This window comes from Bradyrhizobium elkanii WSM2783 (assembly GCF_000472865.1).
Classification (GTDB): Bacteria; Pseudomonadota; Alphaproteobacteria; order Rhizobiales; family Xanthobacteraceae; genus Bradyrhizobium; species Bradyrhizobium elkanii_A.
In genome coordinates this window covers 1-25,050 of sequence record NZ_AXAP01000108.1, presented here as the reverse complement: position 1 = coordinate 25,050, position 25,050 = coordinate 1, and the positions used below count along the sequence as shown (strand labels likewise).

Sequence of the window (25,050 nt, the reverse complement as noted above, 5' to 3'; positions counted from 1 at the left end):
TGGTCTTGCGGCGGAGGCTGCAGGGTCGCGTCCGGCTCACGAACCATGATCGCTGGTTCTTTGTCCAGCTGTATCGTTGGTTTCCATCAATCTCGTCCGTCCTCACCATCGTCCGGCCCGAGACCCTCGTGCGTTGGCACAGGACTGGTTTTCGCTGCTACTGGCGTTGGAAGTCACGATCTTCGGGCGGCCGACCGCAGATCGACACCGAGCTGCGCGTGTTGATCCGGCGGATCAGCATCGAAAATCCGCTTTGGGGCGCGCCGCGCATCCACGGCGAACTGCTGAAGCTCGGGTGGTCGCGCAGTCGAGCGTCGCTAAGTACATGGTCAGGCGACGCGGGCCGCCCAGCCAGGGATGGCGGACGTTCTTGCGCAGCCACGCGCCGGACATTGCCGCTCGTTCCAACGATCGGTTTCGAGCTGCTCTATGCTCTCGTCATCGTCCGGCTCGATCGCAGAGCTCTCGTTTGGATCAACGTCACAGCACATCCGACGGCCGAATGGGTTGCACGTCAAATCACGGAGGCATTTCCCTGGGATGAGGCTCCGCGCTACCTCATCCGGGATCACGACCGGATTATGGCAGCGTCGTCACGCGCCGAATGCGCTCCATGGGCATCCGCGACAGGCCTACTGCACCGGCCTCGCCGTGGCAGAATGGAGTTGCCGAACGGTTGATCGGATCGATCCGCCGCGAGTGCTTAGATCACATCATCGTCTTTGGGGAGACGCAGCTACGACGGATTTTGCGATCCTACGCACGCTATTACAACGACATCCGACCGCACCGGTCGTTGGACAAAGACGCGCCGGTTGCCCGCCCGGTCCAGCGGACCGGAAGCATTAAATCACACGCCATCCTTGGCGGACTTCACCACCACTACGCCCGAGCTTAGGTTTTCGGTACAGACAGCCCTAGTCCCCTCAGACGTATCAATGCGGATTCTGAGATCTGGAGAGTTGCAGCGGCGAGGAAGCCGACGGGCGACAAATTGCGCGTCGAGCCCCTACCTTGGAGCATTGCAGAGACGGAAGCTCCGCTCCCCCCTTACCTACATTGGAGAAAATATTTGGGATGACGTCGCAAGAAGGAACTCCCGCAATGCACAACGCTTAGCTGCATCGCAGCACGTTTGAGCGGCGCTTGCCGGTCATCTTCTCGACAACGGTAGCGTTTGCGTTTGGCCAATTGCCCAAGGTTCGCCTGATGGCGAAACGGTGATTCATCGCTCTCCAACCGCACCCAATCGGGTGTTAGTCTTTTGGAGCCTATCCGAACGGCTCTGGTAAAGCCTGACAATGACAGGAGGGAGCTATGGCCGACAAACAGATGCAGCCCACCTGGGATCCGATTGCCCTTGCGGCGCAACTGCAGAACATCGCGAAACAAAGCCAGCTCCTGATGCAGCGCTTTGTGTCGCATCAGCCGGACGCGGTCAAGTCCGGCATGGGCGACACGTCAACGCTCGGGTTCGACTTTTTCGAGCTCGTGACAAAGATGATGACCGACCCGGTGGTAGTCGCCCGCGCCCAGATCAACCTATTCTACGACACGCTAGGTATCTGGCAGAAAACCGCGGAACGCATGCTCATGCTGCGTGCACGCGAGGCCGGTCCCCCGAAAGACAAACGCTTCAAGCATCCGGACTGGAGCGAGAACGCTATCTTCGACTTTGTGAAGGACAGCTATCTCGTTGCGGCGAAGTCGCTTCTTTCCGCAATCCGCGAAACTAAAGGCATGGACGAGGCCAGCGCTCGTAAGGTCGATTTCTACACGCGCCAATTCGTTGATGCTTTGTCGCCTTCCAATTTCGTCGCGACCAATCCGGAGGTCCTCACCGCGACGCTGGAGTCTGGCGGACAAAACCTGCTACGTGGTTTGGAGAACCTTCTCGTCGATCTGGAACGCGGCGATGGTCGGCTTGCGATTACAATGACCGACATGAAGGCTTTCCGCCTCGGCGAAAACATCGCAACGGCGCCAGGAAAAATCATCTACCAGAACGAGCTTATGCAATTGATCCAATATGCGACGTCGACCAGAGAAGTCCGGAGGCGGCCACTCCTCATCGTGCCGCCGTGGATCAATAAGTTCTATGTTCTCGATCTTCAGCCGAAGAACTCCTTCATCAAATGGGCCGTCGATCAGGGGCATACGGTGTTCGTCATCTCCTGGGTGAATCCCGATGAGAAGCTCGCTGAAAAGAGCTTTGAAAATTACATGCTCGAGGGACCGTTGGCCGCACTGGACGCGATCGAGTCCGCGACCGGTGAGCGTACCGTCAACACGATCGGCTATTGCCTCGGCGGAACCCTGCTTGCCTCGACGGCGGCTTTTCTGGCCGCGAAGGGCGACGACCGGATTGCAAGCGCCACCTATTTCGTGACGCTCGTCGACTTTACCGAAGTCGGAGACATGGCCGTCTTCATCGACGAAGAGCAACTGGCATCTCTCGAAAGGCGGATGCGCGAGCGCGGCTATCTGGAAGCGCAAGATATGGCGACGGCGTTCAATATGTTGCGCGCAAATGACCTGATTTGGTCCTTCGTCGTCAACAATTACCTGCTCGGCAAGGAGCAAATGCCCTTTGATCTTTTGTTTTGGAATTCGGATTCGACGCGCATGCCAGCGGCGATGCATTCATTCTATTTACGCAAGATGTATCAGCAAAATCTCTTGGCAAAACCCGGCGGTATCACGTTGGCGGATATGCCGATCGATCTGTCGAAAATCAGGACTCCGGCCTTCATTCTGGCCACGCGCGAAGACCACATTGCGCCGTGGGAATCGACCTATGCGGCGACACGCTTGTATTCCGGGCCGGTCAAATTCGTTCTATCCGCTGCGGGCCATATGGCTGGCGTGATCAGCGCGCCAGGCAGCAAGTATGGCCACTGGGCGAACGACAACTTGCCGCCCAGTCCGGACGAGTGGCTCGCCGGCGCTACGCCTCATCAAGGGTCGTGGTGGCCGCTTTGGGACGAATGGGTNACGCAATTTGATGCAGGCCGCGTTCCTGCCCGCGAACCGGGCGGCGGCAAGTTACCGGTTATCGAAAACGCGCCGGGCTCGTACGTCCGCGTAAGATCGATGGCCGCGTAAGCGACAAAGCTCTTCCTGATCGGCGACTCGCTTGGCGGGACGTTGGCGGCGGCCTTTAGCGCACGCGAACCGCGAGCTGTCCGCGGTCTATCGCTTCTCGGCGCGCCCGTTTGCTTTCAACCAGCGACGAACCGATTTCGCGATGCGCTCGTCTCGATGATTCCGCCTGATCTGAGTGAAGCGGACATCATCCCGGGCTCGCTGCTGTCGCATGCAAGCGCTTTCGCCGCCCCTCATAGGTTCGTATGGTCCCGGTTGATGGATGCGGCAATGAGCGTTGACGACTTGCGGGCGCTGGATGTCCATGCGCGGGTTGCGCGCTGGGCTCTTGACGAGGCCCCGCTCCCGGGGAGGCTGGTCCATCAGATTGCCGAATGGCTGTATCGGGAAAACCAGTTCTGTCGAGGCACTCTCACCGTGCTGGGTCGCACGATTGGCCCGTCATGTCTCGACGTCCCGACCCTCGCGACCGTCAACACGGCAGACAAGGTTGCACCGCTCGCCTCGATTGAACCGTTCCTTGATGCGTTGCCTACCAAGGATGTCTCGCTCATCAAAAACCCCGGCGAGACGGCATTGCATTGCAGCACCTCGGAATTCTTGCAGGACGGGCCAAGCATCATCGCTTGGCTGGCGGCGCATCCCTGAAAGGCCGATCCGCCGGCAAACCGGCGCGGATATCTGCTTTGGTCACGGCCAACAACCTCTGCCCTCAATGAGGAGCCGAGTTTTCCGCTTCGGCAAAGGAACTGCGCATTGTGAAGCGGAATCGGTCGGCAGCCGAGGCCGCCTGTGGGTCTAAAACGGCGTTTAGAAAGTCGGCCGGTCACTTCCGAACTAACCGACCATCGAGGTCATTGCACACCCGAACCATTCCGACCGGCCACCGCTCAAGGCCTACATCTACGTGGGCGGCGAGCGTTGGGCGGAGAGCGGCTGCCCAGTCTATAGGAACGTCAGCAACGCCGGGCGCGTTGGATGGAGGCGGTAAGAACAGAGCCCAAAGTTAGCGATGCGTTTCCTGTCCGCGGCTCCATTGTAAGCCTCATGGCCGCCGCGCTGAAGATGGTGTTGCTTCGGTTCGGTAGCGACCTGGCCGCAGAGGACTGTGAAGCCAGCATGGCCGCTCCGGCACCGCGGCGCAGACTAGCAACGAGCAAGCCCATGAAAGTCAAAGACCTGATAGCTGAGCTGCAGAAGCTCGATCCGGAGATGCCGGTCGTCGCTTCCGGCCCTGACGGCTTCGACCTCTATGAGCCGACACTTGACCGCGAATGGATCACGATAGACCACTTCGGTAGCCCGCAGCGCGCCATTTCAGGCGAGCCCGGTGCCGTGCAGGCTATCCGGCTATGATCATCGCATTGCGCGCCATAGACAACGAACATCCCCTCGCCCGGGAGGCCTGGCATACGCCGGCCATGATAAAGCTTGATGCGCTCGCCGAGTGTATCGTTGCTCGGGTACATCTGGGTTGGAACGCCGGGGCCGGCACAAGGTTGGATAGACTGCGAACCATCGCGGCGGCGCCGGAGCACATCACAGAGGCGAAATGATCCGAACAATCGTGAACGAAGCCGGCGATGCAATCGGCGAGACCAACCTCGACGGCATGCTTATCAAGGGGCACCACCGCGTCGACGCCGAGCTAAAGCTCGGCCACAAACTGTTCTTCAGGACCAGCGGCGCGCTGACGAGGATAAACTGCATCACCATTGACCATACCGCGCACAAGATCAGACTGGCGGTGGACGGGTTTAGTCGGGAAAGTTCTCCTCAACATACAGCTTGAGCCGCTCGCCCAAGCGCGTCGGTGTTTGGATACATCTGCTTCAGATTGCGGACCAGCTTGAAGCATCTTGCAGGCCGGCATCATCGAACATTATGCTAAACTGGATCACGGCTTCACCGAGTCGATCCAGCCGCTGCTCCTCTTGAGCGCCTCATTCCGCCACGGCCTTCGCAGCGCCTTTAGAGATCGCGAGCCATCAGAGTTGTGTCGAAGCCCTTCCAGTTAGTGCGATCAAGGTCCGCCCAACCGAGCCTCGCATAGACCCCCGGCATCCGTGGTGTTCAGGTAGAGCCGTGAAAGCCCTCGCTGTCGCGCTTGATCCTCGATCGCTCGAACCATACGGCGCCTGCTCCTTTTCGCCGATACTCGGGGACAACAAACAACCCTGCAAGCCATGGCGACACATGATGGTTAGGCTCGATCTCGGACTCGGTGCCGTGGTCAAGAAGCCGTAGGCCCAAATGCGGCCCCGGGGATCAGCCTCGACTTGGTGCCCCGGTCGCCTCTCGCTGCAGTGGCACGCTATCGCGCGGTGCTGATGGGTTCTCGCGCGGCCGTTCTGGCAGCCTCCCGAGCGGAAATAGCGCATTGGGTGCCGCAGCGACGCGGGATAGAATGCGCCTTTTGGCGGTCGCAAAATGCGTGCTCTAGGTGTCGCGTTGATCGTCATTGGCTTCGCGCTTGTCTGCGGCGGACTCATCTTCCGGCGCAGATTGGAGCCCGACGAGGAGCGCACCCAAGCAGGATCTGGCGAGATTCCGCAAAGCCTTGATCCAATCCAGCGCGGTCTGCTCGAAGATCTCCGCCGCCTGAATGCGATGGAGCCGGAGACGCGCAACGAACGCAGCGAAGATCATAGGCCCGGCGGGTAACGCGCCACCCGCTTTAGCAATCACCGCCCGGGGCTAGTGCTGGGATGTCGTCGGGGCAGATCGCGTCCGCGGGGCCGCTTCGGCGCCATGCCGACAGTTTCACCGCTCGGCCACGGTCCCGAGCTCTGGCCGCCATACAGCCGGTAATTCGGGTCGGTGTAGGGGTTCCCGGGCCCTTTGTTCTGACAATTGGCATTTGGATAGAACTGTGCGCAATAGCCGGGCTCGGATATCACTGGCTGGGCCGGAGCCGGCGCGCAGCTTATCGCAGTCAGCACCGCCGCCGCGCCGAGTTGCTTGAGGATAGAGATGGACATTGTGCTTCTCCCACCGCGGAAGATGCGCCACATGCGCGAAGAATAACGCCCAAGCGACGGGCCCCATCCGCTCGGCGCGATCACTCCGCGGTAAGCGTTGGAAGGCCGGCGCGCCGAGAAAAATTGCACGGCCGGCCCGCTTACCAATAGCCCCAGGGCCGCCCGCCGTATCCGTAAGGTCTGTAGAAGCGGGCGGCCCCAGGCTCCTGGATTGCTTGCCAGCCATAGTCGACGTACGCCGGATAGTAGCTGTAGGCGGGATAGTAGCCGCCGTAATACGGGCCGGGGTAGTAGCCGCCGTAGTACGGGCCGCCATAATAGCCATAGGCGCTGCTCGCGATCGCGCCACCGATTAGGGCACCAACTAACGCGCCTGCTCCCCAACCCCAACCTCGAGGACCCCAGCCTCCGACACCTCTGTATCCCCATCCGCCGCCGCGCCAGCCGCCCCACCGGATCTGGATCGAACTGTCGGCGACCATGGATTTCATGCTTGCCACGTTGGTCGGCAAAGGAGCCGCATGGAGCGTCGCGACGTTGCCAGCCATCAAGGCTCCGGTGAATCCACCTATCAATGCCGTTCTGAGGGTGCGCATGGTCTCCTCCGTCAGCTGCTAGGAGAGACCCGCAGGCTAGGACAGCCTTGGGCAAACGCAAGATGGCGCGGCCACGCGCCTACTCCTTCCAGCTTACGGGCTTCAAGACAACTTCGTCGACGGCTTAACTGAGACACTGGCGACGGACCTTGTCGCGCATCAGTGGCTTATTCGTCATCGGTCGACTGAACGTTGCTGCTGGAAGGTGAGCGCGTCGCGCCTGCTGGCGACTTTCGACAGACGCATGACCTGGCAATGCAAGTGCGTGCCAGCGAGCAGGCCATCGAGACCGTCATCGCGCACTGCGATGTCGCAGCACGCGATTTATTGTTGCCTCACGGTGATGTCGTGATCGCGTTGTCCATTCTGTTGCGGATCAAGCGGACGCTGGACGGCGCCGAGATCGACAGACTGATATCCGATGTGCAGGTACGCAAAGCTATGGCGGCCGAACATCGGCGCCGCGCCGACTGGCGCAAGCGAGAGTTATCGGCTCGGAATTTTGAGGCAAATGTCATCACAACAATGGCACGCTGTTGCCTCACGTAATCCACGATCGCGCGGAATGCTTAGCAAGCTCTGGGGTGGGTCCGGTTGCGGATGTACCAATCGGACAATCCGAATAAGCCCCCGGGAAGGCAACTTCCCGGGGACTTATTTTGCGCAATGCGGAAAGGGACAGCGCTGCTGGCTGGTTCTTCACCGTCTATTTCGCTAGTCTACGTATCAGGAATGCGGCTCCTCCGTGGAGCGTATTTCCGTTCTCGGCCTCCTTAGTGAGGTCTTAAGCTCCCATCGACATGGGAGCAGAAGGCGGAGATGGAAGGGACTAGCTCCCTCGGGACCTTGGACCCGTAGCACGCCAACCGCCGATTGCTAAAAAGCCCTAGCCTGAAAACGGCTGGGGCTTTTGCATTATGAGATTGCTAGGAGCGCGCGCCGGTTACCGGGCCCTCTTCGGATCGGTTTAGTCGCGTTCCGCGAGGGTGCTTACGAGTCTTGGTCGGACGGCGGCTACGTGGCCTTCCTGTCTTAGCGCGAACCATCAGTCATCGGTCTTGAGAGCTGTCATTTTGTCGTCGGCGCTGCGCGCGCACTAGCGAGCCATTCGGCAACTCGGATGTGTAACCCCGCTGGGCAGCTTCGAGCAATGGTGATCAACGTCAGGATCGGCCGGGCTGAGTGAAGTAACATGTCGTTGTGAGCTAACTAACATCCATGCAGTTTGTTAAGCGTCACGCAGCATTTTTGCTGCGCCCACTTCAAGCAGGTGCGCTGAAAAAAATTTGCGCGGGCCTCTGTCCCGAAATCTGCAAGCCTTTCAACAAAACAGAACAACTCGCAATTTTGCTCAGAGTGAGGTTATGCAATCGGTTGATTGACGCATGCGACGATCTCGGTTTTCTGTTGCATCATGCTTTGTTGAGGTAGCGGAAGTGGAATGATCAGCGATGAAAGCCGAAACGCTCTATCATTTCACCTGCACCGCGCGGCTACCGTGGATCGTGGCTACGAAAGAATTGCGGCCGGATCGCAATCAAATCGGTGGCTTTCCCAGTCCCGACTTTCTGTGGGCAACGACACGCAGTCAGGGGGATCGCACTGCCGCTGGCATGCAGGGCTATCGCAGGGGCGTTACTGCTCTGGTGCGCCTGACGCTTTTCGCTGAAGATTTCGAGCCATGGCCCGCGATCACTGCGCGGTTTCCGCAATGGACGATCGAGCATGTGCGCCAGCTAGAGGCCGCGGCACGAGGTCGTGGAGAAACCAACTTCGAGTGCTGGCGCGCTCGGGCCGAGCCATTGCCGCTTTCGCGCATCATCGGCGCCAAGGCCAAGACCTATACGGGAAGGTGGCGAGACCTTGAGCTTGCATTCGTGCAGCACCCCGGCAACCGCGACCTGCGCGGCATCATCCTGAACGATGAGGTTTACTGCTCGCTCCAACACGTTCGGGACGGATACCCCATCGGATACGTCGCGGAAAGGATGTCGCTGGCGGAGTGGAGCGCAGCGTCGTGAACCGACGTGGTGAAGACAGTTGCTCGATGGCGAGCGGCACACGAAAGCGCGAAGGTAACAACAACGAAGACGGTGATTTGGATATGAGTATTTACACCCTGAAGGATGGACAGCGGCATGGCCTAGCGTACCTGCCGACGCGAAAACTCCCCAAGGGCACGTTTTTGGTTCACAACCGCGTTGTGCCTACAAACCGCTCGGATGGAACGGCTTCCGCGCATGGGTGCAAAGGGGTGATGTTGTCGATTGGCTCGCGGCATCCGACTTGGTCGAATGCCACTGTGATTTCGGTGGCAACGCGAACGCCGCCAAGAACAGGCACTATCGAGTGCGGCGATGACGCGGCGTTGTGACGATCGAGGTATCGTCGGCACGTGCGCCCTCGTTGGCGCTCGTGGTCGCGCAGTGCTCGTGTGATGTAGGCGAGTAAGTCAGAAGCGGGAAGGACGAAACATGCCGAGGAAATTGTTGGACACACGGTTTCCCGATGGAACGGTGCTTCGTAATGCCACGGGAGCCCAAGTGGGTCACTTTGGCCGCGTGCTTGATCGAGATGGGCAGTGTGGCGACCCGCGATCCGGTGAGGCGGTTGCAGAACTACAAGTCCGAATGCCTCGCTGTGCTCCAAAGATTTTACCCCGACACGCATCGCGCCGCTTTGTCAGAGTGGTTCGACACTGCTCGCCTGTGAAGCCTGCAAATGTGCGAGCGTGATGGTTGCGCCGGCGTACCATCCCCCATCGGTAGGACCCGGACAATAGAGCGGCACAGACCAGCCGTCCTGCTATCGCGGGGCGGCGCGGCCGTGTTGCGAGGTGAGGATGATCCTCGCAAATCGCGCAGCGCTGGCCTCAAGACGAGGTGAATTGCATGCCTCGGTACTTCGACCACCAACCCTGGATGACTCTCAGGTAGTTCGCGCGAGTTGCCAAGAGCGCCAGATCGCGGCCCTCGGCATTTGATACAAGCACCACCGCAGCGTGGCTCAGGCGCATCGCCATTTCATGGAGCCAAGCCGTGAGCTTCTTGTCGTCGAAGAATGGCCCAACCTGAGCCAAGTTAGCAGGTCCCGTCGTCGTCAACGCTATTCCCGGAGAGGAGGCGTGCGATGCTAGTTCTGAGATCAGGTCGTAAATCCTCTTCCGCTCGCCCCCGGTGTGACCGCTTCGTTTGTCCAGGGCGTTACGAATAAATGCTGGACCGAAGTTTGACATGCGCTTCTTCTTATCGGCACGCTTCCATTCTTCAATCTTCTCAGGGTTCGTCGAAAGGTAATCTACGAGGAAGTACGTTTCGATCACATCACGCACTTATGCAAATGCCTGCTGGTAGTTGCCTGACAACGCGAGCTTGATTGAGGCGGCCGCCGCGTTGAACAGCCTGATGCCAAGATACTGCAACGTCAGTTCATTTTCACTCTCGTGAACGTAGTCGTGCGTGAAAGCGTAGACGATGTTCATCGCTTCTGCCACCAAATTCCAGTGGTCAGAAAGAGCGGTGCTGAGTTCTATGACAGCTAGGCTCTTTGCTCGCAGCGCCTCTTCCTGCTTGTGGAGCAAGATTAGATTGTCGGCAGCCCAACGTTCAGTCATTACCAGCGCCCAATTCATCTGATGTTACGGCCATTGCGTGATCGCGTTCAAAGCGAGCGTGGAGAGCCGACGCACAGTGCGCGACAATCTAGGGGATTTTCACCGGATCAACGCGATAGTTGTAGCTTACCCTGTAAATGTATGGCTTTGGTGTCTTTAACCGATCTTTGATCCGGGTATAGGCGCGCGCAAGGCAGACGTACTTATCCCACGTCGGAACGCTTGCGCCCCAGAGATAGAAGCAGCCAATCTTGTGTTCCTTGATGGCGGCGATAGCAGGCGACTCGCCGTGCCATTTCTTGTCGTGGCTGAATACGATCCAGTTTTTGGCGCCAACGACCTTCAACCATTCGTCGTCTTCCATGTCATGACGAAAGCGATTTCCCGGGCTATCGTGATACTCGACTTGAAATGGAGTCTGCATTTTCAGCAGCGCCTCGGGGAAGCGCTTTCCGAAGCACCGGTCAAAATAAAACGTTAGTGAGTCCACTTTTGCTGTTGCCCGGGCAGAACGCCCTCAAATTTCAATGCCTCGCGCACCGACGGGACATCAATGCCAAAATCCTCCGCGATCACGCTGTCGCTTTCGCCAGCATCGAAGCGGCCCTTGACGATCCAGGTCGGCACACCTTTGACGACAGGTGTCCCAAACGATAATCGCGGATCAATAATGACAGGTGAGGACGGACCGGCGACGTGCCAGCGGATCGCTACGCCTTCGTGCTCGTATTCAAATTCTTTAAGCAACGGGCCAACGATTTCTTTCCAAGCAAGCTGTCCGGCTTGGTTGGCTTTCACCAGCTTTCGTCGGCCTTTGTCTTCGTCGAGTTCAGTAAAAAGGGATTTTCCATATCGTTTAAATTGATACTCGGCAAAGGGATGCGCGCTACCCAGGCTCCGCTTCACATATTCGCGTGCAGCGCGAATTTCCCCCAGCGGAATTTTAGCCTTTCGAAAAGCCGCCACGACGGCTACCTCGATCAATTGCAGGTAGGACAGACGCTCACCATCCTGCTTCTCCGACAACACATGCCGATCGTTCAGCTTGTGCCAAGCCACTACCGTCTGCGTCGAAATCTGAGCATAGCGAGCAGCCTCCCCGACCCGATAGGCGGGAATGTGCAGCCGCTTTCGCCACGGCTCGGCGCGATTGCTGCTAGTTGTAGCCACGCGACACCTGCATTTCCGCCGCCCCCCAAAGGCACCCACCAGTTTACCTGAGTCGCCGCCGCTTTTCTAAGCACGGAACAACCACGTGCAACAAGGGTTGTGTCGTTCGGGGTTTCTAACCAGATGGTAGTACCCTCAATGCTGCCAATCGTCCTTATCAAAGTTCGGCCGGCACGCGCAGCGTCTCGCTCGGCTCCCGCGTATCGCAATCGGAGGAACTGCCGACTGAACTTGGTCTAGTTGCCAGCGAAGGCAAACAGCGGCCGGTCATCGTTGAGCGCGAACCATACCACGTCCTTTTTCTTCGGCTCCGGCGCGTACTCGACGAAGCCGTTGGCCGGGACCAAGCACCGGCTCTCTGGCTTGAGCCAGCCGCCGCCAATGCACATCACTATTCACGCCGCTTTCAGAAATCGGCGACATTAAGTGGACCGCGGCAAGCGCGCCAAACGCAGTGCCGCGATTGCAAGTCTGAGCCAGACGCACAGCGCGTCCGGGATGAATAAGATTTCGATAGTTCTGCGCGAGCCGTGCCTGCTTGGCGGTATCTGGTTTGATAAGGCTTCGGATCTCGGCCGCCGTTATGTAATCTTCCAAAACCCATTCTTCGGGCGATGGTCTGGCGTTATTGCGCATCCCGGTGATGGGGGAAGTAATGCCAACGCTCTGTATCTTCCACAACAACAGCGCTTCCATCGCTGACCCGCTAAGAACGGTCGCGCCCTTAAAATCATTGCGGTGCAAGGCATCTGTCGCGCTGTCTATGTCGAGACGAATGCTTTCTGCCAACTGTCTATCCGAAATGAAGGAAAGTTCCGTTGTTTGCGGAGATGGACTCTGATCGGGACATTTCGATAGAGCCTCGCGGACAAGGTATACCGGACTCTTGCCGTCGTGGTTTCGCGGTCGATCGTCGCCGCCACGATAGTTCCAGCGATCTATGGCAGCCTGCATTGCTTCCAAGCCAAAAACGTAGTTGGCATAGTCGTCGCCACTTAGGGTTAGCAGCTCAACAGGAAGGTCGTCGGCGAGATCAATGATGGCACCCAAGACAGCAGAGTCCGCTGAATACACCGGCATATCGGGAGTGGACTTCGCTCCCGGATAAATTCGATCGATAAATGACACGATCTGTGATGGCACTACCTTCGTCATTCCCCCATCCCCTGTATTTTGGCGGAAATGTCCGGTTTCAATGCTGCGAGGCCAAGGATAGAAGTTTTTGGAATTTCCTGGTGCCCCCGAGAGCGGGAGCAATCGTTCGCAGGCGCAAGAGAGCTTTTCCAAGCGCGTAGACACTTCCCGGCGGGGCATCGCCAACCACGGCCACCATCATGTCTAACATCTTAGATGGAGCGGCTTGGTAGAGCGCTTCGTCGGCCTTGGCTATGGAATATATAGTTGATTGCGAACGCGGATCGTCGGGCTGAATGAATGGAATGATAACGTCAGCAGCTTCCGAAAAAGCCTCGCCGGTCGCGAGCAATATTCGTACAAGTGTGAAGGTCGCTGCTGGTGTCTGCAACTCGACATCGAGCGGCCAAATTCCGCTAAAGACTGGTCCCACCACATTCTGCCAACACTTGATCTTTTCCTCCGACTTGGCACTCTGCATTTCGACAGCCAAGCGGTGACCCACGCTGGACAGCGTTCTGCCGCCGGCCTTGCGTAAAGCCGACCTCGCTTCGGTATCAAGCAACGGATAGCCCGCAGCCTTAGCATGGTTGACGATCGATATCGTCGTCAGCCATCTCGCGAACGTTTCGAGGTCTTGCGCCTGCATGTCACTGCGGCCAAACATTTGCAAAAATGGTTGCTTGATGAGACCGAACAGTTTTGGCGATCCGATGTAACTTGAGTATTTGCGCGCCGACCAAACGCTGGCTGCGTCGGGTGACGCCCAATCAAAAAGCGGGATAATCCGGGATGTCGTCCAATTCGGCGCATGTTCGAATAGGAATGGCACATCCCGGGCAAGACGGACGCGCGCAAGCCGTCCAGCTTCACCAGGTGCATCGATAAGCCGATCAAGCCGTGAGCGAACGTCATCTGAAAGTTCGCTTCCATGCCCCTTGGTAATCTTACCGAGCAGCACTTCCGCAAGCCGTCCGGGTGGAGAATTTATGGCGTCGGTAAATACGTCACGCATCTTCGGCCTCCGGGGTCTCGATCAGAGTCGCATCAGCGATGCGGTCCCAGAGCGGCCACAACAAAGCGTCGGAAAGCGTCTTTGCATGGCCTTTCAGCCATGAGGAAGCTGCGGTCGCAATGGTGCCGAAACTATCCGTTGGCCATTGCAACAGCCGCTCTGCAATTTTCTGTTCAGTCTCGCCTTCCCGGTAATCGTTGCCCGACCAGAGCAATTGTTCCCAATAGGCCTTCGGCCAGTCTCCGTTCCTGGCGGCGGCATCCAGCCCTCGCAAAGCGCGATCCGGGTCGCTGAGACAAAGACTGTGCCAGCTATCTCCCGCCATGAAGTCCGCCGTCGCAGCAATTTTTCTCGCCTCGGCAACGAGTTCGCCGTCGGCAATATCCTTGAGCTTATCGGTGTCATCGCTGAGTTCGCTATCACCACTTTCATGCCAAATGTGAAATCCAGCTCGTTCCGCTGGCATTGGCTTCCATTGCGGCCAGCGTTCACGGATCTCTGCCAACAGTTTCCCCGCTTGGGGTCCGATATCGACGCCGTCCCGAACCATGTCGGAGAGGAGTTCGTAGCGGGTCCGATCGATTTGACGATCAACGTCTGCGCTCTCCTGGAACCAACTCCGTGGCGGGCCTTCGCAAATCCGCAGAAGAATTTGTTGCTGCTTCTCCGGCGGAAAATCGCTCCACCGCGCGCGGATCAGGCGATACGCCTCGACGCTGGAGTTCGTAAGGAAGAGTTCTCCAAGGGGCACGTCGATTAGAAAATCAGCCGCGACGTCAGCCGGGATGACTGGATCTGCGAAGGCAAACATCGCCAGTCGGCGTATAAGGCGGAACGGGCTATCCCGCCAACGCTCTGCGACGGCGAGCGCTTTGCCACTGGATTTTGCCGCAAGTCCCGTCCAAACTTCGGCTATCACCCGAACGATCGTTTGAAAGCCGGAGTGATACTCGTTCTGAGGATGTCGTTCGACCGAGGGAACATCGGTGTCCGACATGCTGTACCCGTCGGCGGCCTCGACGCCAGCATCTGTTGCATCCGCCAACGCCCCGCTAATCGCTGTGGTTAACTGGTCAAGAAAAGTTTCGTCGATTTCAGGCTCTGCGTTCTTGGGCCATGCTGCGAGAACGTCATCCGACTGCACGCCATCCTCGACTTCATAGTCAATCGCCATCAGATCAGAGGGGCGTTCCGGCACCTCATCTTCAGTGCCACCGTCCCATGAAAAACGTTTCCCAACCTTCAGCTTCGGCCGCAGCGCGTTGGCGAGCCGCTCAAGCAGCGGAGCCGAATAATCTCCCCGCGTCAGCTGCGGTGCAATTTCGAACCATTCATTTTGAGCAAAGCCCGCCTTAGCCGTGCGCATGTGACGGATAATCAGAGGCCAGCTCTTAACCAACAGCGTCGGCAGATTAGCACTTTGAGCGATCAACCGATGTTCGAGGAAGTCTGCGGTATCTCGTCCAAAAAAATGGATGTTGGCGACGACATCCCGCACCGCGTCCACATCAGCGAAATTGCGCTCGATCCATGCGATTAGCTGCCTTTCGCTTTGGATGAGTTTCATCTCCGAGAGATAGGGCAGCCACGCCAATGAAGGATTGAATTCAGAGAGCGTCGCGGCGAGGTCGCCGCCCGAGAGAAAAAAGCGCAACTGTTCACGATCGAACGGAGTAGCGTCGGCCGGTGTTTTTTTATTGGGCGATATCGGTTTCACATTCTTCTCAGTCATGAGCCAGCCGCCGGCGCCGTTCCCAAAATGTGCCTAACGCGCGCACGTCGATAATCGACTGGTTGCATGGCATAACGCGCCCATTCCGAGAGCGTATCGTAGATGGCATCGTAACTGGTAAACTCAATCGGCTTTATACCCTTTGCCTTCCATATCGACGCCGATGCTGTCGTGCCAATCTCGATTGCATAAATATCGTGTAGATCGTGAAAGCGGTCGCGGTCGGCGTCGAGCGTTTCAAGCAGCAAACGCATCGCGGCGTCCTCCGCGCCGTAGCCGACTAGCACCAAAGTGCCGAGGCGCATGCGGTCTTCGATATAGCGCGATGCCCAACCGCTTCGCAGATATGCCTCGCCGAAGTCAGCGCTGGTCAAGATCAAGTCGGTGGGGTCCAAATTCAACGTATCGTCCGCGATCCTCCCGTGAAGATGCAGTATGCCGTGGTCGCGCTCACCGCCAGCACGTGGCATCGATACGCCTGCGAAACTGGGGACGTTAGGCATCCCCGCATCGTGCGCAGCCCGTTCGAAAAGCGTATCAAAATTCGTGGTGAGTAATCGTGGACGGCCATCGCGATCCCGTGAAAGCTGAAGCAACGCGAGGTGGTCAGGAAATGCGACGGCGGGCGGGGCTAGTTCCTTGGCGACCGCGTCACGCACGAGCGACGGCGTTCCCGGCCTGTGGGTGCGCTTCTCTAGCGAACGCAATGCGCGGTCATATTCCTTGCTCTCGATGGCATTGCGTTCGGCAGGTTCGTCGTCCGGTGCTTCCCCAAGCCGCGCATAGACGCGTTCGGTCAGCACCTTAAAAGACGGCAAGTTGACACGGAACGAGACGCCAGCGCCGCAGAGGAACGTTGCGCTTCCATCGGTAACGGCCCGGATCAACTCATCGGGAATGTCCGCCCCTTGCTCGACGAAACGCAATGATTTGCCCCGCAACCCTTATGCGCACCGTTGCTCCAGCTCGAAGGGAGTTGGTAGCGCGTCTGCCCCGAGACCATCTGAGCCTTGAACACACCATTGCCCTTCCCTGCGAAGCTGGGCAGATCGTGCGATACTACAACCACAGGAGGAGAGATGAAGAGAAGTCGCAACCGCACAAAAAAAGATTTTGCACAGATATTAGTGGCTTCAGCGGATCGCGACACAAATGACGACACCGCCGCGCGATCTTATTGAATTATCTGGGTTTTTTATCGAACTATCTTCCCTGCGCAGGGCCTTGAACTGATCGATGCCGGCGGCGGGCGGATCTGCCGCGGTCATGACTAGCGGCTGATGCGGATGGTACCTTTCCAGCACAAACGTTTGCGGGGAGCGTTCGGCAAGGCACGTTAAGGCCGCGTGCAGGTCTTCCTTCGCGATCATCATCCAGACCTCCAGAGGTGATCCGAGATCCACGAAATTTATCACGACCTTTTCTGATTTGTATGTGCGGAGAGCCGCAGGTCATCCGCTCAGCGGTCGGCGCTGATCTCGACGGGAACGGCTGCACCTATGGTCACGGCAATAGACCAGCACGTCACGGACGCCTGAGGCGCGCATTTCGCTGAAGGTGATTTTCTGCGGGTAGGTCGTCATGGTGGCCCGATCAACTGCTCAAGCTCGGCAAGGTTGCTTGCCGTCGACCATGCCTTCCGGTCGAGCCGCGGTGCGCCCGCCGGGGATCTTGGGCGGCAGTTCCTCGCCGGAAGCTGGCGGCAGCAGATCGTCGGGCCGGAAGCATTTCTGGCCGTCGAGCAAGGACCTCGATCAGGGGCGCGCTGACGCGGATGTGCCGGACCCGGCAAGCCTTCGTCAGGTGCGGAAGCACAATGACCATGCGCGACTGCTGCATGGGTGCTCAGGCTAAAGCAAGCCCAATCGGCGCGCCGTCGGTATTCAGTTCAACGAATGCAACAGCCCCCATGCGGTCGGCGACAACAAAGGACTCTGTTGCCGATGCCGGACGAGATGTCGATCCGGGCGTATCCTCATCATCGAGCATCATCCGGTGGCGTCGGAATCATCCGTGCCAAAAGCAGCGATAGGCTGAAAGCTCGCCCGGACACAAACGAGGACACGCGCAAGGAACCTCGCGCAAGGGACACTATACGGACACCATTTCCAATTTCCATTTACAATTCAATCGGTTACACAGAGTTTCATTCTCCCACAAGGGGAGAGGCGGGTTCGAGCAAGCGGAGACGAAATCTCATCTCTCGCATTCCGGCCCCTCACGCGTCGATCGCGTCTTTGATGCGTTTGCGCGTCAGCGGCAGGTTGCGCAGACGTTTGCCGGTGGCGTGGGCGATGGCGTTGGCGATCGAGGCTGCGGCGGGGCCCTGACCGGTCTCGCCGCTGCCGAGGAACGGCTGGCCAGGGCGGTTGATGATGTGGACATCGATGCGGTCAGGCACGGCGTCGAAGCGCAGGATCGGATAGGTCTGCCAGTCGATGCTGGTGATCCTGGTGTCGTCGAAGCTGACGCTCTCATACAGCGTCCAGCTCATCGATTGCATGATCGCGCCCTCGATCTGGTTGGTCAGCCCGTCCGGATTGACGACCTGCCCGGAATCGACAGCGGCGACCGCGCGCAGCAGCCGCGCACGTCCGGTCTCGCGATTGACTTCGACTTCCGAAGCGATGGCGCAATAGGCCGCAAGGTTCTTGTAACGGGCGAAGGCAAAGCCGTAGCCGCGGCCGGCTTGCGGTTTCTGATCTCGCGTCCAGCCAAATTCCTGCGCGGCCTTTTCGATGACGTCGCGTCCGCGCGCGTCCTCGAGATGCCGCAAGCGAAACTCGACCGCATCGGCGCCGGCGAGCCCGGCAAGCTCATCCATGAAGCTCTCGATCGAGAACACATTGTGATAGGCGCCGAGCGCGCGCATCGCCGAAATCCGCAGCGGCATCGCTGGAATGAAATGATGCACCACGTGCGCGTTGGCAAAATTGTAGAGCGGGATCGCGTTGCGGTCGCCGCCGCCTTCCGGCAAAGGCAACGGCTTTGGCGGCGGAACGGCAAAGCCCTGCGCCATGTGCTGCGCGGCGAGCAGCGTGCCGGCGTTGCCCGGCCGCATCGAATGGGTGTTGCTCCACACCGCAAAATTCCAGTCGGCGATGCGGCCATCGGCGTCGAGCGAGGCCCTCAGCTTCGTCACCATCGCCGGCCCGAACGGCTCCCAGGCGTGCTCCTGCTCGCGCATCCATTGCACGCGCACAGGCCGCCCGGGCAGCGCACGCGCGATCAGCGCAGCGTCGGCCGCAACGTCGTCGGCGCCGTTATGGCCGTAGCAGCCGGATCCCTCGACATGGATCAGGCGAACGCTCGCGGGCGGCATCCGCAGCATCTCCGCAATCGCCTGGCGGTCGGGATAGACGCCCTGGGTGTGCGTCCAGACCGTCATCGCGTCGCCGACGAAATGCGCCACCGCGCAGGATGGCCCGATCGAGCCATGCGACTGATAGGAGCGCGTGTAAGTGGCCTCGACGGTCTTTTGGCCGGAGACGGAAGGATCGCTGCGATTAGTGGAATCCTGGGAAGGCAGGCTCGTGATCACATTGAGCAGATCATCCTGCCTTGGCAGGCTCGGGCTTTCCTTCCATTTCGCGGCGGCGGCGAGCGCGTTCATCGCCTTGACCGCCTGAAATTCCTTGTCCGCGACCACCGCAAGGAAATTGCCATCGCGCACCACCTTGACGACTCCGGGCAGTTTCTCGACGGCCGAGCTGTCGCATTCGACAAGCTGCGCGCCATAGCTCGGCGGCCGCACCACACGCGCATGCACCATGTCAGGCAGCCGCATGTCCTGCACATAGGCTTCGCCGCCCGTGACCTTCGCCGGGATGTCCACGCGCGGCACGGGATGGCCCATGACCTTGAACGTCGCAGGATCCTTCAATTTCGATTGCGGTTGCGCCTGCACATGGAGCATGTCGGCGGCGACCAGTTCACCGTAAGTGATCCGTCTGCCGTCCGGCGCGACCACCGCACCGCTATCGGTCTTCAGGCCCTCGACGGCGAGACCGAGCCGCCGCGCCGCCTCCGCGATCAGGAGTTCACGCACCTGCGCGGCGGCGTTCAGGATCGCGGTGCCGGAATCCTGCATCGAGTGGCTGCCTGATGTATAACCCTCGTTGGCCGTGAGTTGCGTGTCCGCGGTGACGACGTGGATCGCTTGGAAGGCCACATCGAGCTGTTCCGCGGCGATCTGCTGGAACGCCGTCTTGAATCCCTGCCCGAGTTCCGCCTTGCCGGTGAAAGCGGTGATACGGCCATCGGCGTCGATGCGGAGCCAGGCATCGAGATAGGACGCGGTCGCGAGGCTGCCCGGCCGCTTTGCAGCCGCCGGCGCTCCTTCTTGCGCGAACGCGCGGCTTAGCGAGAAGCTGACAATGAGGGCACCGCCACCCTGCAGCACGCGGCGGCGATCGAGGATGACAGGCGCATTCATTGGCCGCTCCTCTCGTTTGCGGATGCATCCGCCGTATCCATCAATCGCGCGGCGCGATGCACCGCGCGCAGGATGCGCATATGGGTGCCGCAACGGCAAAGATTGGGTTGCAGCTCGGCACGGATCTGCGCATCGGTCGGCTTTGGATTCCTGAGCAGCAGCGCCTGCGCCCGCATCATCATGCCGGCGATGCAATAGCCGCATTGCGCCGCCTGCTCTTCCATGAACGCGCGCTGGATCGGCGCCGGCGCGGACACGGTGCCGAGACCTTCCAGCGTCGTCACCTGCTTGCCCTCGAGCAGCACCAGCGGCGTCACGCAGGACAGCACGGCCTTGCCATCGACGATGACGGTGCACGAGCCGCATTGGCCGAGCCCGCAGCCGAACTTGGCAGCGTTGAGCTTCAGGTCGTCGCGCAGCACGTAGAGCAGCGGCGTATCCGGATCGGCATCGATGTGATTTTCCTGGCCGTTGACCTTCAATGTCATCATGGCTGGTCTCGCTGCGAAGGGTCGGCCGGCACATTGCGCGGCCCAATGGAAGTCTGGAGAAGCGCGGTCTGGGTGCGGCGCGCATCCGCAACGGTCTTTTCAACGTCAGTCCAGGGCTGTTCCTTGCTGAAACGCGTGCGCAGGTAATTGAGGAGCGAAGTAACCTGCGCGTCGGTCATGCTGTCGGCGAAGCCCGGCATGATCGGACTGCGTTCGCCCGCCACCGCCGGAACGCCGGCCAAAATGAGATTGGCGAGGTTGCGGGGATCAGGACTGGTGACCGCAGTGCTCAGCGCAAGGTTGACGCCGCCATAAGGCAGCGGCCGGCCGGATTCATGGCAGGAGGCGCAGGCCGCGACGTAGATCGCGGCACCCGTCGGGTCTCCTTGCGCAGGTGCCGATTCGGCTTGGGCGAGCACAGCGCTGCGATCGCGTTCCGGCTTCGCCGCGCCGGAGACGTCCGTCATATAGATGGCGATGGCGCGCACGTCGGTGTCGGGCACCGTGGAGAGGTTGCTCACCACCTCAGCCATCGGCCCGCGTGCGGTGCCATGATCGGGATGCCAGCCGTTGCGCAAATAGGCATAAAGCGACTCCGTGTTCCACGGCACCGGCGCATGCGCGCGGTCGTTAAGGGCATAAGCGTGCCAATTGTCGGCCTCGCCGCCGGCAAACTGCGCGCTCACGCGCTCGGCGCCCAGCGCATTGCGCGGCGTGTGGCAGGCGCCGCAATGGGCGAGGCCGTCGACCAGATAGGCGCCGCGGTTCCATTCGGCGCTCTTTGCCGGATCGGGCTGGAATGTCTCGCGGCGCAGGAACAGCAGTTTCCATCCGGCGATGATGGGCCGCTGATCCAGCGGAAAGACGAGTTCGTTCGGCCGGGCCACCGCATCCACCGGCGGCCGGGTCATCAGGAAAGCATAAAGCGCCCGGTCGTCCTCATCGGTGACATTGGTGAAGTGGTCATAGGGGAAGGTCGGATAGAGATGCTGGCCCTCGCGATTGACGCCGCTGCTCATGGCACGCCCGAAAGCCTCTTCCGACCACCTGCCGATGCCGGTCTCCGGATCCGGCGTGATGTTGGAGGAGAAGACCACACCGAACGGGGTCGGGACCGGCACGCCGCCGGCAAAATCCTGGCCGCCACGCACGGTGTGACAGCTACTGCAATTTCCCAGTGCAGCGAGCTCGCGGCCACGCTTGACAACGGCCGGATCGAACGATGCCGGTGGCGGCGGTTCGATCGCGGCGATTGCGGGTTGCCACACGATCGCAAAGGCCGCCGCTGCGCCTGCGGCCAGCGCGACAGCGACAATGCCTGCGATGATCCGTGGCGATCTCGCCATGCCGGCCATTTGAGTTTGTGGTTGGACCGTGTTTTAACACGGATATCTCGGCATCGTTCGCCGGCGGGGCTCCCGATCACCGCTTCTTGACTGCGTCTGAAACCGACATGGATTCTGTCCTCAACCGTCCGTCCGGCGAGACCAGCGATGCGCTTGCCGTGCTCAATTCCGTGTTCGGCCTCACCGCGTTCCGGGGCGCGCAGGAAGAGATCGTTCGGCATGTGACCGACGGCGGCAATTGCCTGGTCCTGATGCCGACCGGCGGCGGCAAATCGCTCTGCTACCAGTTGCCGTCGCTGCTGCGCGAGGGCTGCGGCATCGTGGTCTCGCCGCTGATCGCGCTGATGCGCGACCAGGTCGCGGGCCTCACCGAGGCCGGCGTCAACGCGGCGGTGCTGAACTCGACGCTGTCACCGCAGGAAGCAGGCGAAGTCGAGCGCCGCCTGATCGCAGGCGATCTCGATCTGCTCTACGTCGCGCCCGAGCGGCTGGTGACGCCGCGCTGCCTCAGTCTGCTCGCGCAGGCGAAGATCGCGCTGTTTGCGATCGACGAGGCGCATTGCGTCTCGCAATGGGGCCATGATTTCCGGCCCGAATATATCGGCCTTTCCGTGATCGCCGAGCGCTTTCCCGACGTGCCGCGGATGGCGCTCACCGCGACCGCCGACGAACTGACCCGCGAGGAGATCGCCGAACGGCTGTCACTCACCGACGCGCCGCGCTTCGTCTCAAGCTTCGACCGACCGAACATCCGCTACGAGATCATCGACAAGGTGAATTCGATGGCGCAGTTGAAGGCGTTCATCACCGAGCGGCATGCGGGCGAGGCCGGCGTGGTCTATTGCCTGTCGCGCGCCAAGGTGGAGGACGTCGCAGCCTCGCTCAGCGCGGCCGGCATCCCGGCGCTGCCTTATCACGCCGGGCTGGAGCCCGGCGTGCGCGCACGCAACCAGGATCGCTTCATCAATGAGGACGGCATCGTCGTGGTCGCCACGGTTGCTTTCGGGATGGGCATCGACAAGCCGGACGTGCGCTTCGTCGCCCATCTCGATCTGCCGAAGAGCATCGAAGCCTATTACCAGGAGACCGGCCGCGCGGGGCGCGACGGCAAGGCGTCCAGCGCGTGGATGGCTTATGGCCTCTCCGATATCGTGCAGCAGCGCCGCATGATCGACGAGTCCACCGGCTCGGACGCCTATAAGCGCGTCTCGATCGGCAAGCTCGACTCGCTGGTGGCGCTGGCGGAAACCGTGGGCTGCCGCCGGCGGCGCCTGCTGGCCTATTTCGGCGAGACGCTGACAGAGGAGAATTGCGGCAATTGCGACAATTGCCTGTCGCCGCCGCGCGTCCGCGACGGCAAGATCCTGGCGCAGAAAATGCTGTCCTGCGTCTACCGCACCGGCCAGCGCTTCGGCGCCATGCACCTGATCGACGTGCTGGTCGGCCGCCTCACTGAGCGCGTAACCCAGTTTGGGCACGACAAGCTCTCGGTGTTCGGCGTCGGCCGCGAGCTCAACGAGAAGCAGTGGCGCGCGGTGCTGCGCCAGCTTGTCGCGATGGGGCATCTTTGGGCCGACGGCGAGGCTTTCGGCGCGCTGAAACTGACGGAGAGCGCGCGCGGCGTCCTCAAGGGCGAGACTGAAGTTCTCTTGCGCGAGCAGGCGGAAGGCGCGCGCAACCGCGCCGTCCGTTCCAAGTCGCGGCGCGGCGAGCTGGCGCCGGTCGCGACCGGCCAGGGCAAGGCAGCGAACCCCGCGCTTCATGCCGCGCTGCGCGCCTGGCGTTCCGAGGTGGCGCGGCAGCGGGGCGTGCCGGCCTATGTCGTGCTGCACGATTCCACCATCGACGGCATCGCCGCCGTGCGCCCGACCACGCTCGACCGGCTTCGCGGCATCGCCGGAATCGGCGACAAGAAGCTCGAGCATTACGGCGACGAGTTGGTCGCTCTGGTGCGGACGACCGAAGAGTGAGCGCCAGATCTCGGCGTTAGGCGGCGACATCCCCGTTTGCTATGGTGGCAGCCATGCACGAATTGGGCCTTCAGGACTTGATCAAGCGGATCGGCGCCGAGCATGTCCGGCGGCGGCTGAACGACGAGACCGAGCATGAGGCTCAACTGTTCGGCCAGGGTACGCTGTTCTTCAACCTGGAGAACTCGCTGCTTGCGCCGGGCGTCATCGCAACGGCGCTGAAAGTCACCGGGCTGTACGGTCGCGCGCGGCAGAACGCGGACCTCGTGTGCATCAGGCGCAACGAACTTGCCTCGACCGTGCTGCCGAAGAGTTTTGACGGTTTCACTCTCCTGCATATCAGCGACCTGCACGCCGACATGAGCGCTGGCGCCATGCGGCGGCTGCCCGGCATGGTCGCCGATCTCGCCTACGACATCTGCGTGCTGACCGGTGACTATCGCGGCCAGACCTTTGGTCCCTTCGACAAGAGCCTTGACTATCTTGCGCCGGTGATCGCGGCTTTGAAGCCGCCGGTCTACGGCATCCTCGGCAATCACGATTCGATCCGAATGACGCCGGCATTGGAGGCGATGGGCATCCGGATGTTATTCAACGAGTGCGAGGCGATCCGGCGCGGCGATGAAGCGATCTATCTCGCCGGCGTCGACGATGCGCATTTCTATCGCGCCGACGACATCGGCAAGGCCGCCGCTCCGATTCCAGACGACGCCTTCTCAATCCTGCTTTCGCATACGCCGGAAGTGTACCGGGCGGCGGCAGCCGCAAGCTTTGACCTGATGCTGAGCGGGCACACCCATGGCGGCCAGCTCTGCCTGCCCGGCGGCATCGCGATCAAGCTCGAAGCCTGGCTGCCGCGCAAGTTCGGCGCCGGCGCCTGGCGCTACGGCAAGATGGCCGGCTACACCTCGGTCGGCGCCGGCACCAGTCTGCTGCCGGTCCGCCTCAACTGCCCGGCGGAGATCACGCTGCACACGTTGCGACGGGCGGGGTGACGCGCAGGCACGCGTCAGAGCGAGAGCCGATCAGATTGAAGCGGTTACGGATTGGCTTCACCTCTCCCGCTTGCGGGGGAGGTCGGCGCGCAAGCGCCGGGTGGGGCTCTCTCCACTTGGGGAGTCCCAATGCGGAGGCACCCCCACCCCAGCCCTCCCCCGCAAGCGCAGGGCTGTCCGGGGAATGAATCGCTATGTCGCAGTGCATGCTCGGCAAAACCGAGGCAAACCGGTCTTTTCTGGTTGTCGAGACACAGAAGGCCGAGCATGCGATTTCGCGGTAGCATTTTTGGGAAGCTCCTTGAACCGATCAGTCGACGGCGGTTTCAGACAGTTGTGGATGGTCTGGACGGGGATGGCTACGACAAGTCCTTCAAGAGCTGGGATCACCTGGTGGCGCTGATCTATGCGCAACTGAGCGGTCACGACAGTCTGCGCGGGGTGGAGGCGGGGTTCAACGCCAACGC

General features: G+C 60.4%; 27 protein-coding genes and 1 pseudogene. 12 read left to right on the top strand and 16 right to left on the bottom strand.

The features are described from left to right. Window positions 1-604: 604 nt before the first annotated feature. From YY7_RS65370 to YY7_RS0144280, 6 genes are all read left to right on the top strand, one after another. Entirely contained in the window at window positions 605-898 is a 294-nt protein-coding gene (locus tag YY7_RS65370) for an integrase core domain-containing protein (RefSeq protein WP_433994570.1), read from the top strand. Between the two features lie 419 nt (window positions 899-1,317). Beyond that, a complete protein-coding gene (locus tag YY7_RS0144300; RefSeq protein WP_028168718.1) occupies window positions 1,318-3,105 on the top strand; it encodes a PHA/PHB synthase family protein in 1,788 nt (595 codons plus the stop codon). 270 nt (window positions 3,106-3,375) lie between these two features. Next, window positions 3,376-3,753: a hypothetical protein gene (locus tag YY7_RS55035; protein WP_155255597.1), complete on the top strand. Its 378-nt coding sequence runs from the start codon at window positions 3,376-3,378 to the stop codon at window positions 3,751-3,753. 516 nt (window positions 3,754-4,269) lie between these two features. Next, window positions 4,270-4,461, top strand: coding sequence for a hypothetical protein (locus YY7_RS61340; RefSeq protein ID WP_130231321.1), 192 nt, complete (start codon window positions 4,270-4,272; stop codon window positions 4,459-4,461). After that, window positions 4,458-4,661 (top strand): hypothetical protein, encoded by a 204-nt coding sequence (locus YY7_RS0144285; protein WP_028168716.1) that lies wholly within the window; start codon window positions 4,458-4,460, stop codon window positions 4,659-4,661. Before YY7_RS61340 ends, YY7_RS0144285 begins: the two co-directional genes overlap by 4 nt. Beyond that, the gene (locus YY7_RS0144280; protein ID WP_028168715.1) at window positions 4,658-4,897 is read left to right on the top strand and encodes a hypothetical protein; all 240 of its coding nucleotides are present in this window, start codon (window positions 4,658-4,660) and stop codon (window positions 4,895-4,897) included. The genes YY7_RS0144285 and YY7_RS0144280 overlap by 4 nt, the downstream gene beginning before the upstream one ends. Window positions 4,898-5,789: 892 nt before the next feature. On the opposite strand, the gene YY7_RS61335 is transcribed toward YY7_RS0144280, so the two are convergent. Together YY7_RS61335 and YY7_RS0144270 are read right to left on the bottom strand one after the other, a co-directional pair. Then, window positions 5,790-6,086 carry a hypothetical protein gene (locus tag YY7_RS61335; RefSeq protein WP_155255596.1) on the bottom strand — a complete coding sequence of 99 codons (297 nt, stop codon included), beginning with the start codon at window positions 6,084-6,086 and terminating at the stop codon, window positions 5,790-5,792. 140 nt (window positions 6,087-6,226) lie between these two features. After that, window positions 6,227-6,682, bottom strand: coding sequence for a hypothetical protein (locus YY7_RS0144270; protein WP_028168713.1), 456 nt, complete (start codon window positions 6,680-6,682; stop codon window positions 6,227-6,229). Between the two features lie 192 nt (window positions 6,683-6,874). Here YY7_RS0144270 and YY7_RS0144265 point away from each other — a divergent pair, with 192 nt between their 5' ends. The 3 genes from YY7_RS0144265 to YY7_RS61330 all read left to right on the top strand — a co-directional run bounded on the left by YY7_RS0144265 (window position 6,875) and on the right by YY7_RS61330 (window position 9,056). Next, window positions 6,875-7,231, top strand: coding sequence for a hypothetical protein (locus YY7_RS0144265; RefSeq protein ID WP_028168712.1), 357 nt, complete (start codon window positions 6,875-6,877; stop codon window positions 7,229-7,231). Between the two features lie 902 nt (window positions 7,232-8,133). Next, window positions 8,134-8,703 (top strand): hypothetical protein, encoded by a 570-nt coding sequence (locus YY7_RS0144260; RefSeq protein ID WP_028168711.1) that lies wholly within the window; start codon window positions 8,134-8,136, stop codon window positions 8,701-8,703. After that, window positions 8,700-9,056, top strand: coding sequence for a hypothetical protein (locus YY7_RS61330; protein WP_155255595.1), 357 nt, complete (start codon window positions 8,700-8,702; stop codon window positions 9,054-9,056). Before YY7_RS0144260 ends, YY7_RS61330 begins: the two co-directional genes overlap by 4 nt. 498 nt (window positions 9,057-9,554) lie before the next feature. On the opposite strand, the gene YY7_RS0144250 is transcribed toward YY7_RS61330, so the two are convergent. From YY7_RS0144250 to YY7_RS0144190, 14 genes and pseudogenes are all read right to left on the bottom strand, one after another. After that, window positions 9,555-10,013 carry a hypothetical protein gene (locus YY7_RS0144250; RefSeq protein ID WP_028168709.1) on the bottom strand — a complete coding sequence of 153 codons (459 nt, stop codon included), beginning with the start codon at window positions 10,011-10,013 and terminating at the stop codon, window positions 9,555-9,557. Continuing rightward, window positions 10,014-10,295: a hypothetical protein gene (locus tag YY7_RS0144245; RefSeq protein WP_155255594.1), complete on the bottom strand. Its 282-nt coding sequence runs from the start codon at window positions 10,293-10,295 to the stop codon at window positions 10,014-10,016. 88 nt (window positions 10,296-10,383) lie between these two features. After that, window positions 10,384-10,785: a hypothetical protein gene (locus tag YY7_RS0144240; protein WP_155255593.1), complete on the bottom strand. Its 402-nt coding sequence runs from the start codon at window positions 10,783-10,785 to the stop codon at window positions 10,384-10,386. After that, the gene (locus tag YY7_RS0144235; RefSeq protein WP_155255592.1) at window positions 10,773-11,465 is read right to left on the bottom strand and encodes a DUF433 domain-containing protein; all 693 of its coding nucleotides are present in this window, start codon (window positions 11,463-11,465) and stop codon (window positions 10,773-10,775) included. The genes YY7_RS0144240 and YY7_RS0144235 overlap by 13 nt, the downstream gene beginning before the upstream one ends. Window positions 11,466-11,707: 242 nt before the next feature. Continuing rightward, window positions 11,708-11,858, bottom strand: a pseudogene (locus YY7_RS59365) (SOS response-associated peptidase); the annotation flags it as partial. 799 nt (window positions 11,859-12,657) lie between these two features. Further along, on the bottom strand, window positions 12,658-13,614 hold the full coding sequence (locus YY7_RS61325; RefSeq protein ID WP_155255591.1) for a hypothetical protein: 957 nt from the start codon (window positions 13,612-13,614) through the stop codon (window positions 12,658-12,660). Next, window positions 13,607-15,346, bottom strand: coding sequence for a hypothetical protein (locus tag YY7_RS0144220; RefSeq protein ID WP_028168704.1), 1,740 nt, complete (start codon window positions 15,344-15,346; stop codon window positions 13,607-13,609). The genes YY7_RS61325 and YY7_RS0144220 overlap by 8 nt, the downstream gene beginning before the upstream one ends. After that, a complete protein-coding gene (locus YY7_RS0144215) occupies window positions 15,343-16,272 on the bottom strand; it encodes an SIR2 family protein (RefSeq protein WP_196237431.1) in 930 nt (309 codons plus the stop codon). Before YY7_RS0144215 ends, YY7_RS0144220 begins: the two co-directional genes overlap by 4 nt. Window positions 16,273-16,479: 207 nt before the next feature. Continuing rightward, the gene (locus YY7_RS0144210) at window positions 16,480-16,719 is read right to left on the bottom strand and encodes a hypothetical protein (RefSeq protein ID WP_028168702.1); all 240 of its coding nucleotides are present in this window, start codon (window positions 16,717-16,719) and stop codon (window positions 16,480-16,482) included. A gap of 228 nt (window positions 16,720-16,947) precedes the next feature. Further along, a complete protein-coding gene (locus YY7_RS61320) occupies window positions 16,948-17,091 on the bottom strand; it encodes a hypothetical protein (RefSeq protein ID WP_155255590.1) in 144 nt (47 codons plus the stop codon). A gap of 100 nt (window positions 17,092-17,191) precedes the next feature. Continuing rightward, window positions 17,192-17,338, bottom strand: coding sequence for a hypothetical protein (locus YY7_RS61315; RefSeq protein WP_155255589.1), 147 nt, complete (start codon window positions 17,336-17,338; stop codon window positions 17,192-17,194). Between the two features lie 226 nt (window positions 17,339-17,564). Next, window positions 17,565-19,781, bottom strand: coding sequence for a xanthine dehydrogenase family protein molybdopterin-binding subunit (locus YY7_RS0144200; RefSeq protein WP_028168701.1), 2,217 nt, complete (start codon window positions 19,779-19,781; stop codon window positions 17,565-17,567). Continuing rightward, window positions 19,778-20,272: a (2Fe-2S)-binding protein gene (locus YY7_RS0144195; protein WP_028168700.1), complete on the bottom strand. Its 495-nt coding sequence runs from the start codon at window positions 20,270-20,272 to the stop codon at window positions 19,778-19,780. The genes YY7_RS0144200 and YY7_RS0144195 overlap by 4 nt, the downstream gene beginning before the upstream one ends. After that, window positions 20,269-21,618 carry a cytochrome c gene (locus tag YY7_RS0144190; protein ID WP_028168699.1) on the bottom strand — a complete coding sequence of 450 codons (1,350 nt, stop codon included), beginning with the start codon at window positions 21,616-21,618 and terminating at the stop codon, window positions 20,269-20,271. The genes YY7_RS0144195 and YY7_RS0144190 overlap by 4 nt, the downstream gene beginning before the upstream one ends. Before the next feature lie 107 nt (window positions 21,619-21,725). Here YY7_RS0144190 and recQ point away from each other — a divergent pair, with 107 nt between their 5' ends. The 3 genes from recQ to YY7_RS62375 all read left to right on the top strand — a co-directional run. Further along, window positions 21,726-23,588, top strand: a complete 1,863-nt coding sequence (gene recQ, locus YY7_RS0144185) for a DNA helicase RecQ (RefSeq protein WP_028168698.1) — start codon at window positions 21,726-21,728, stop codon at window positions 23,586-23,588. A gap of 53 nt (window positions 23,589-23,641) precedes the next feature. Then, window positions 23,642-24,583 (top strand): metallophosphoesterase, encoded by a 942-nt coding sequence (locus YY7_RS0144180; RefSeq protein WP_028168697.1) that lies wholly within the window; start codon window positions 23,642-23,644, stop codon window positions 24,581-24,583. A gap of 267 nt (window positions 24,584-24,850) precedes the next feature. Further along, the coding region (locus YY7_RS62375; RefSeq protein WP_196237430.1) for a DUF4372 domain-containing protein at window positions 24,851-25,050 on the top strand (200 nt) is incomplete at its 3' end.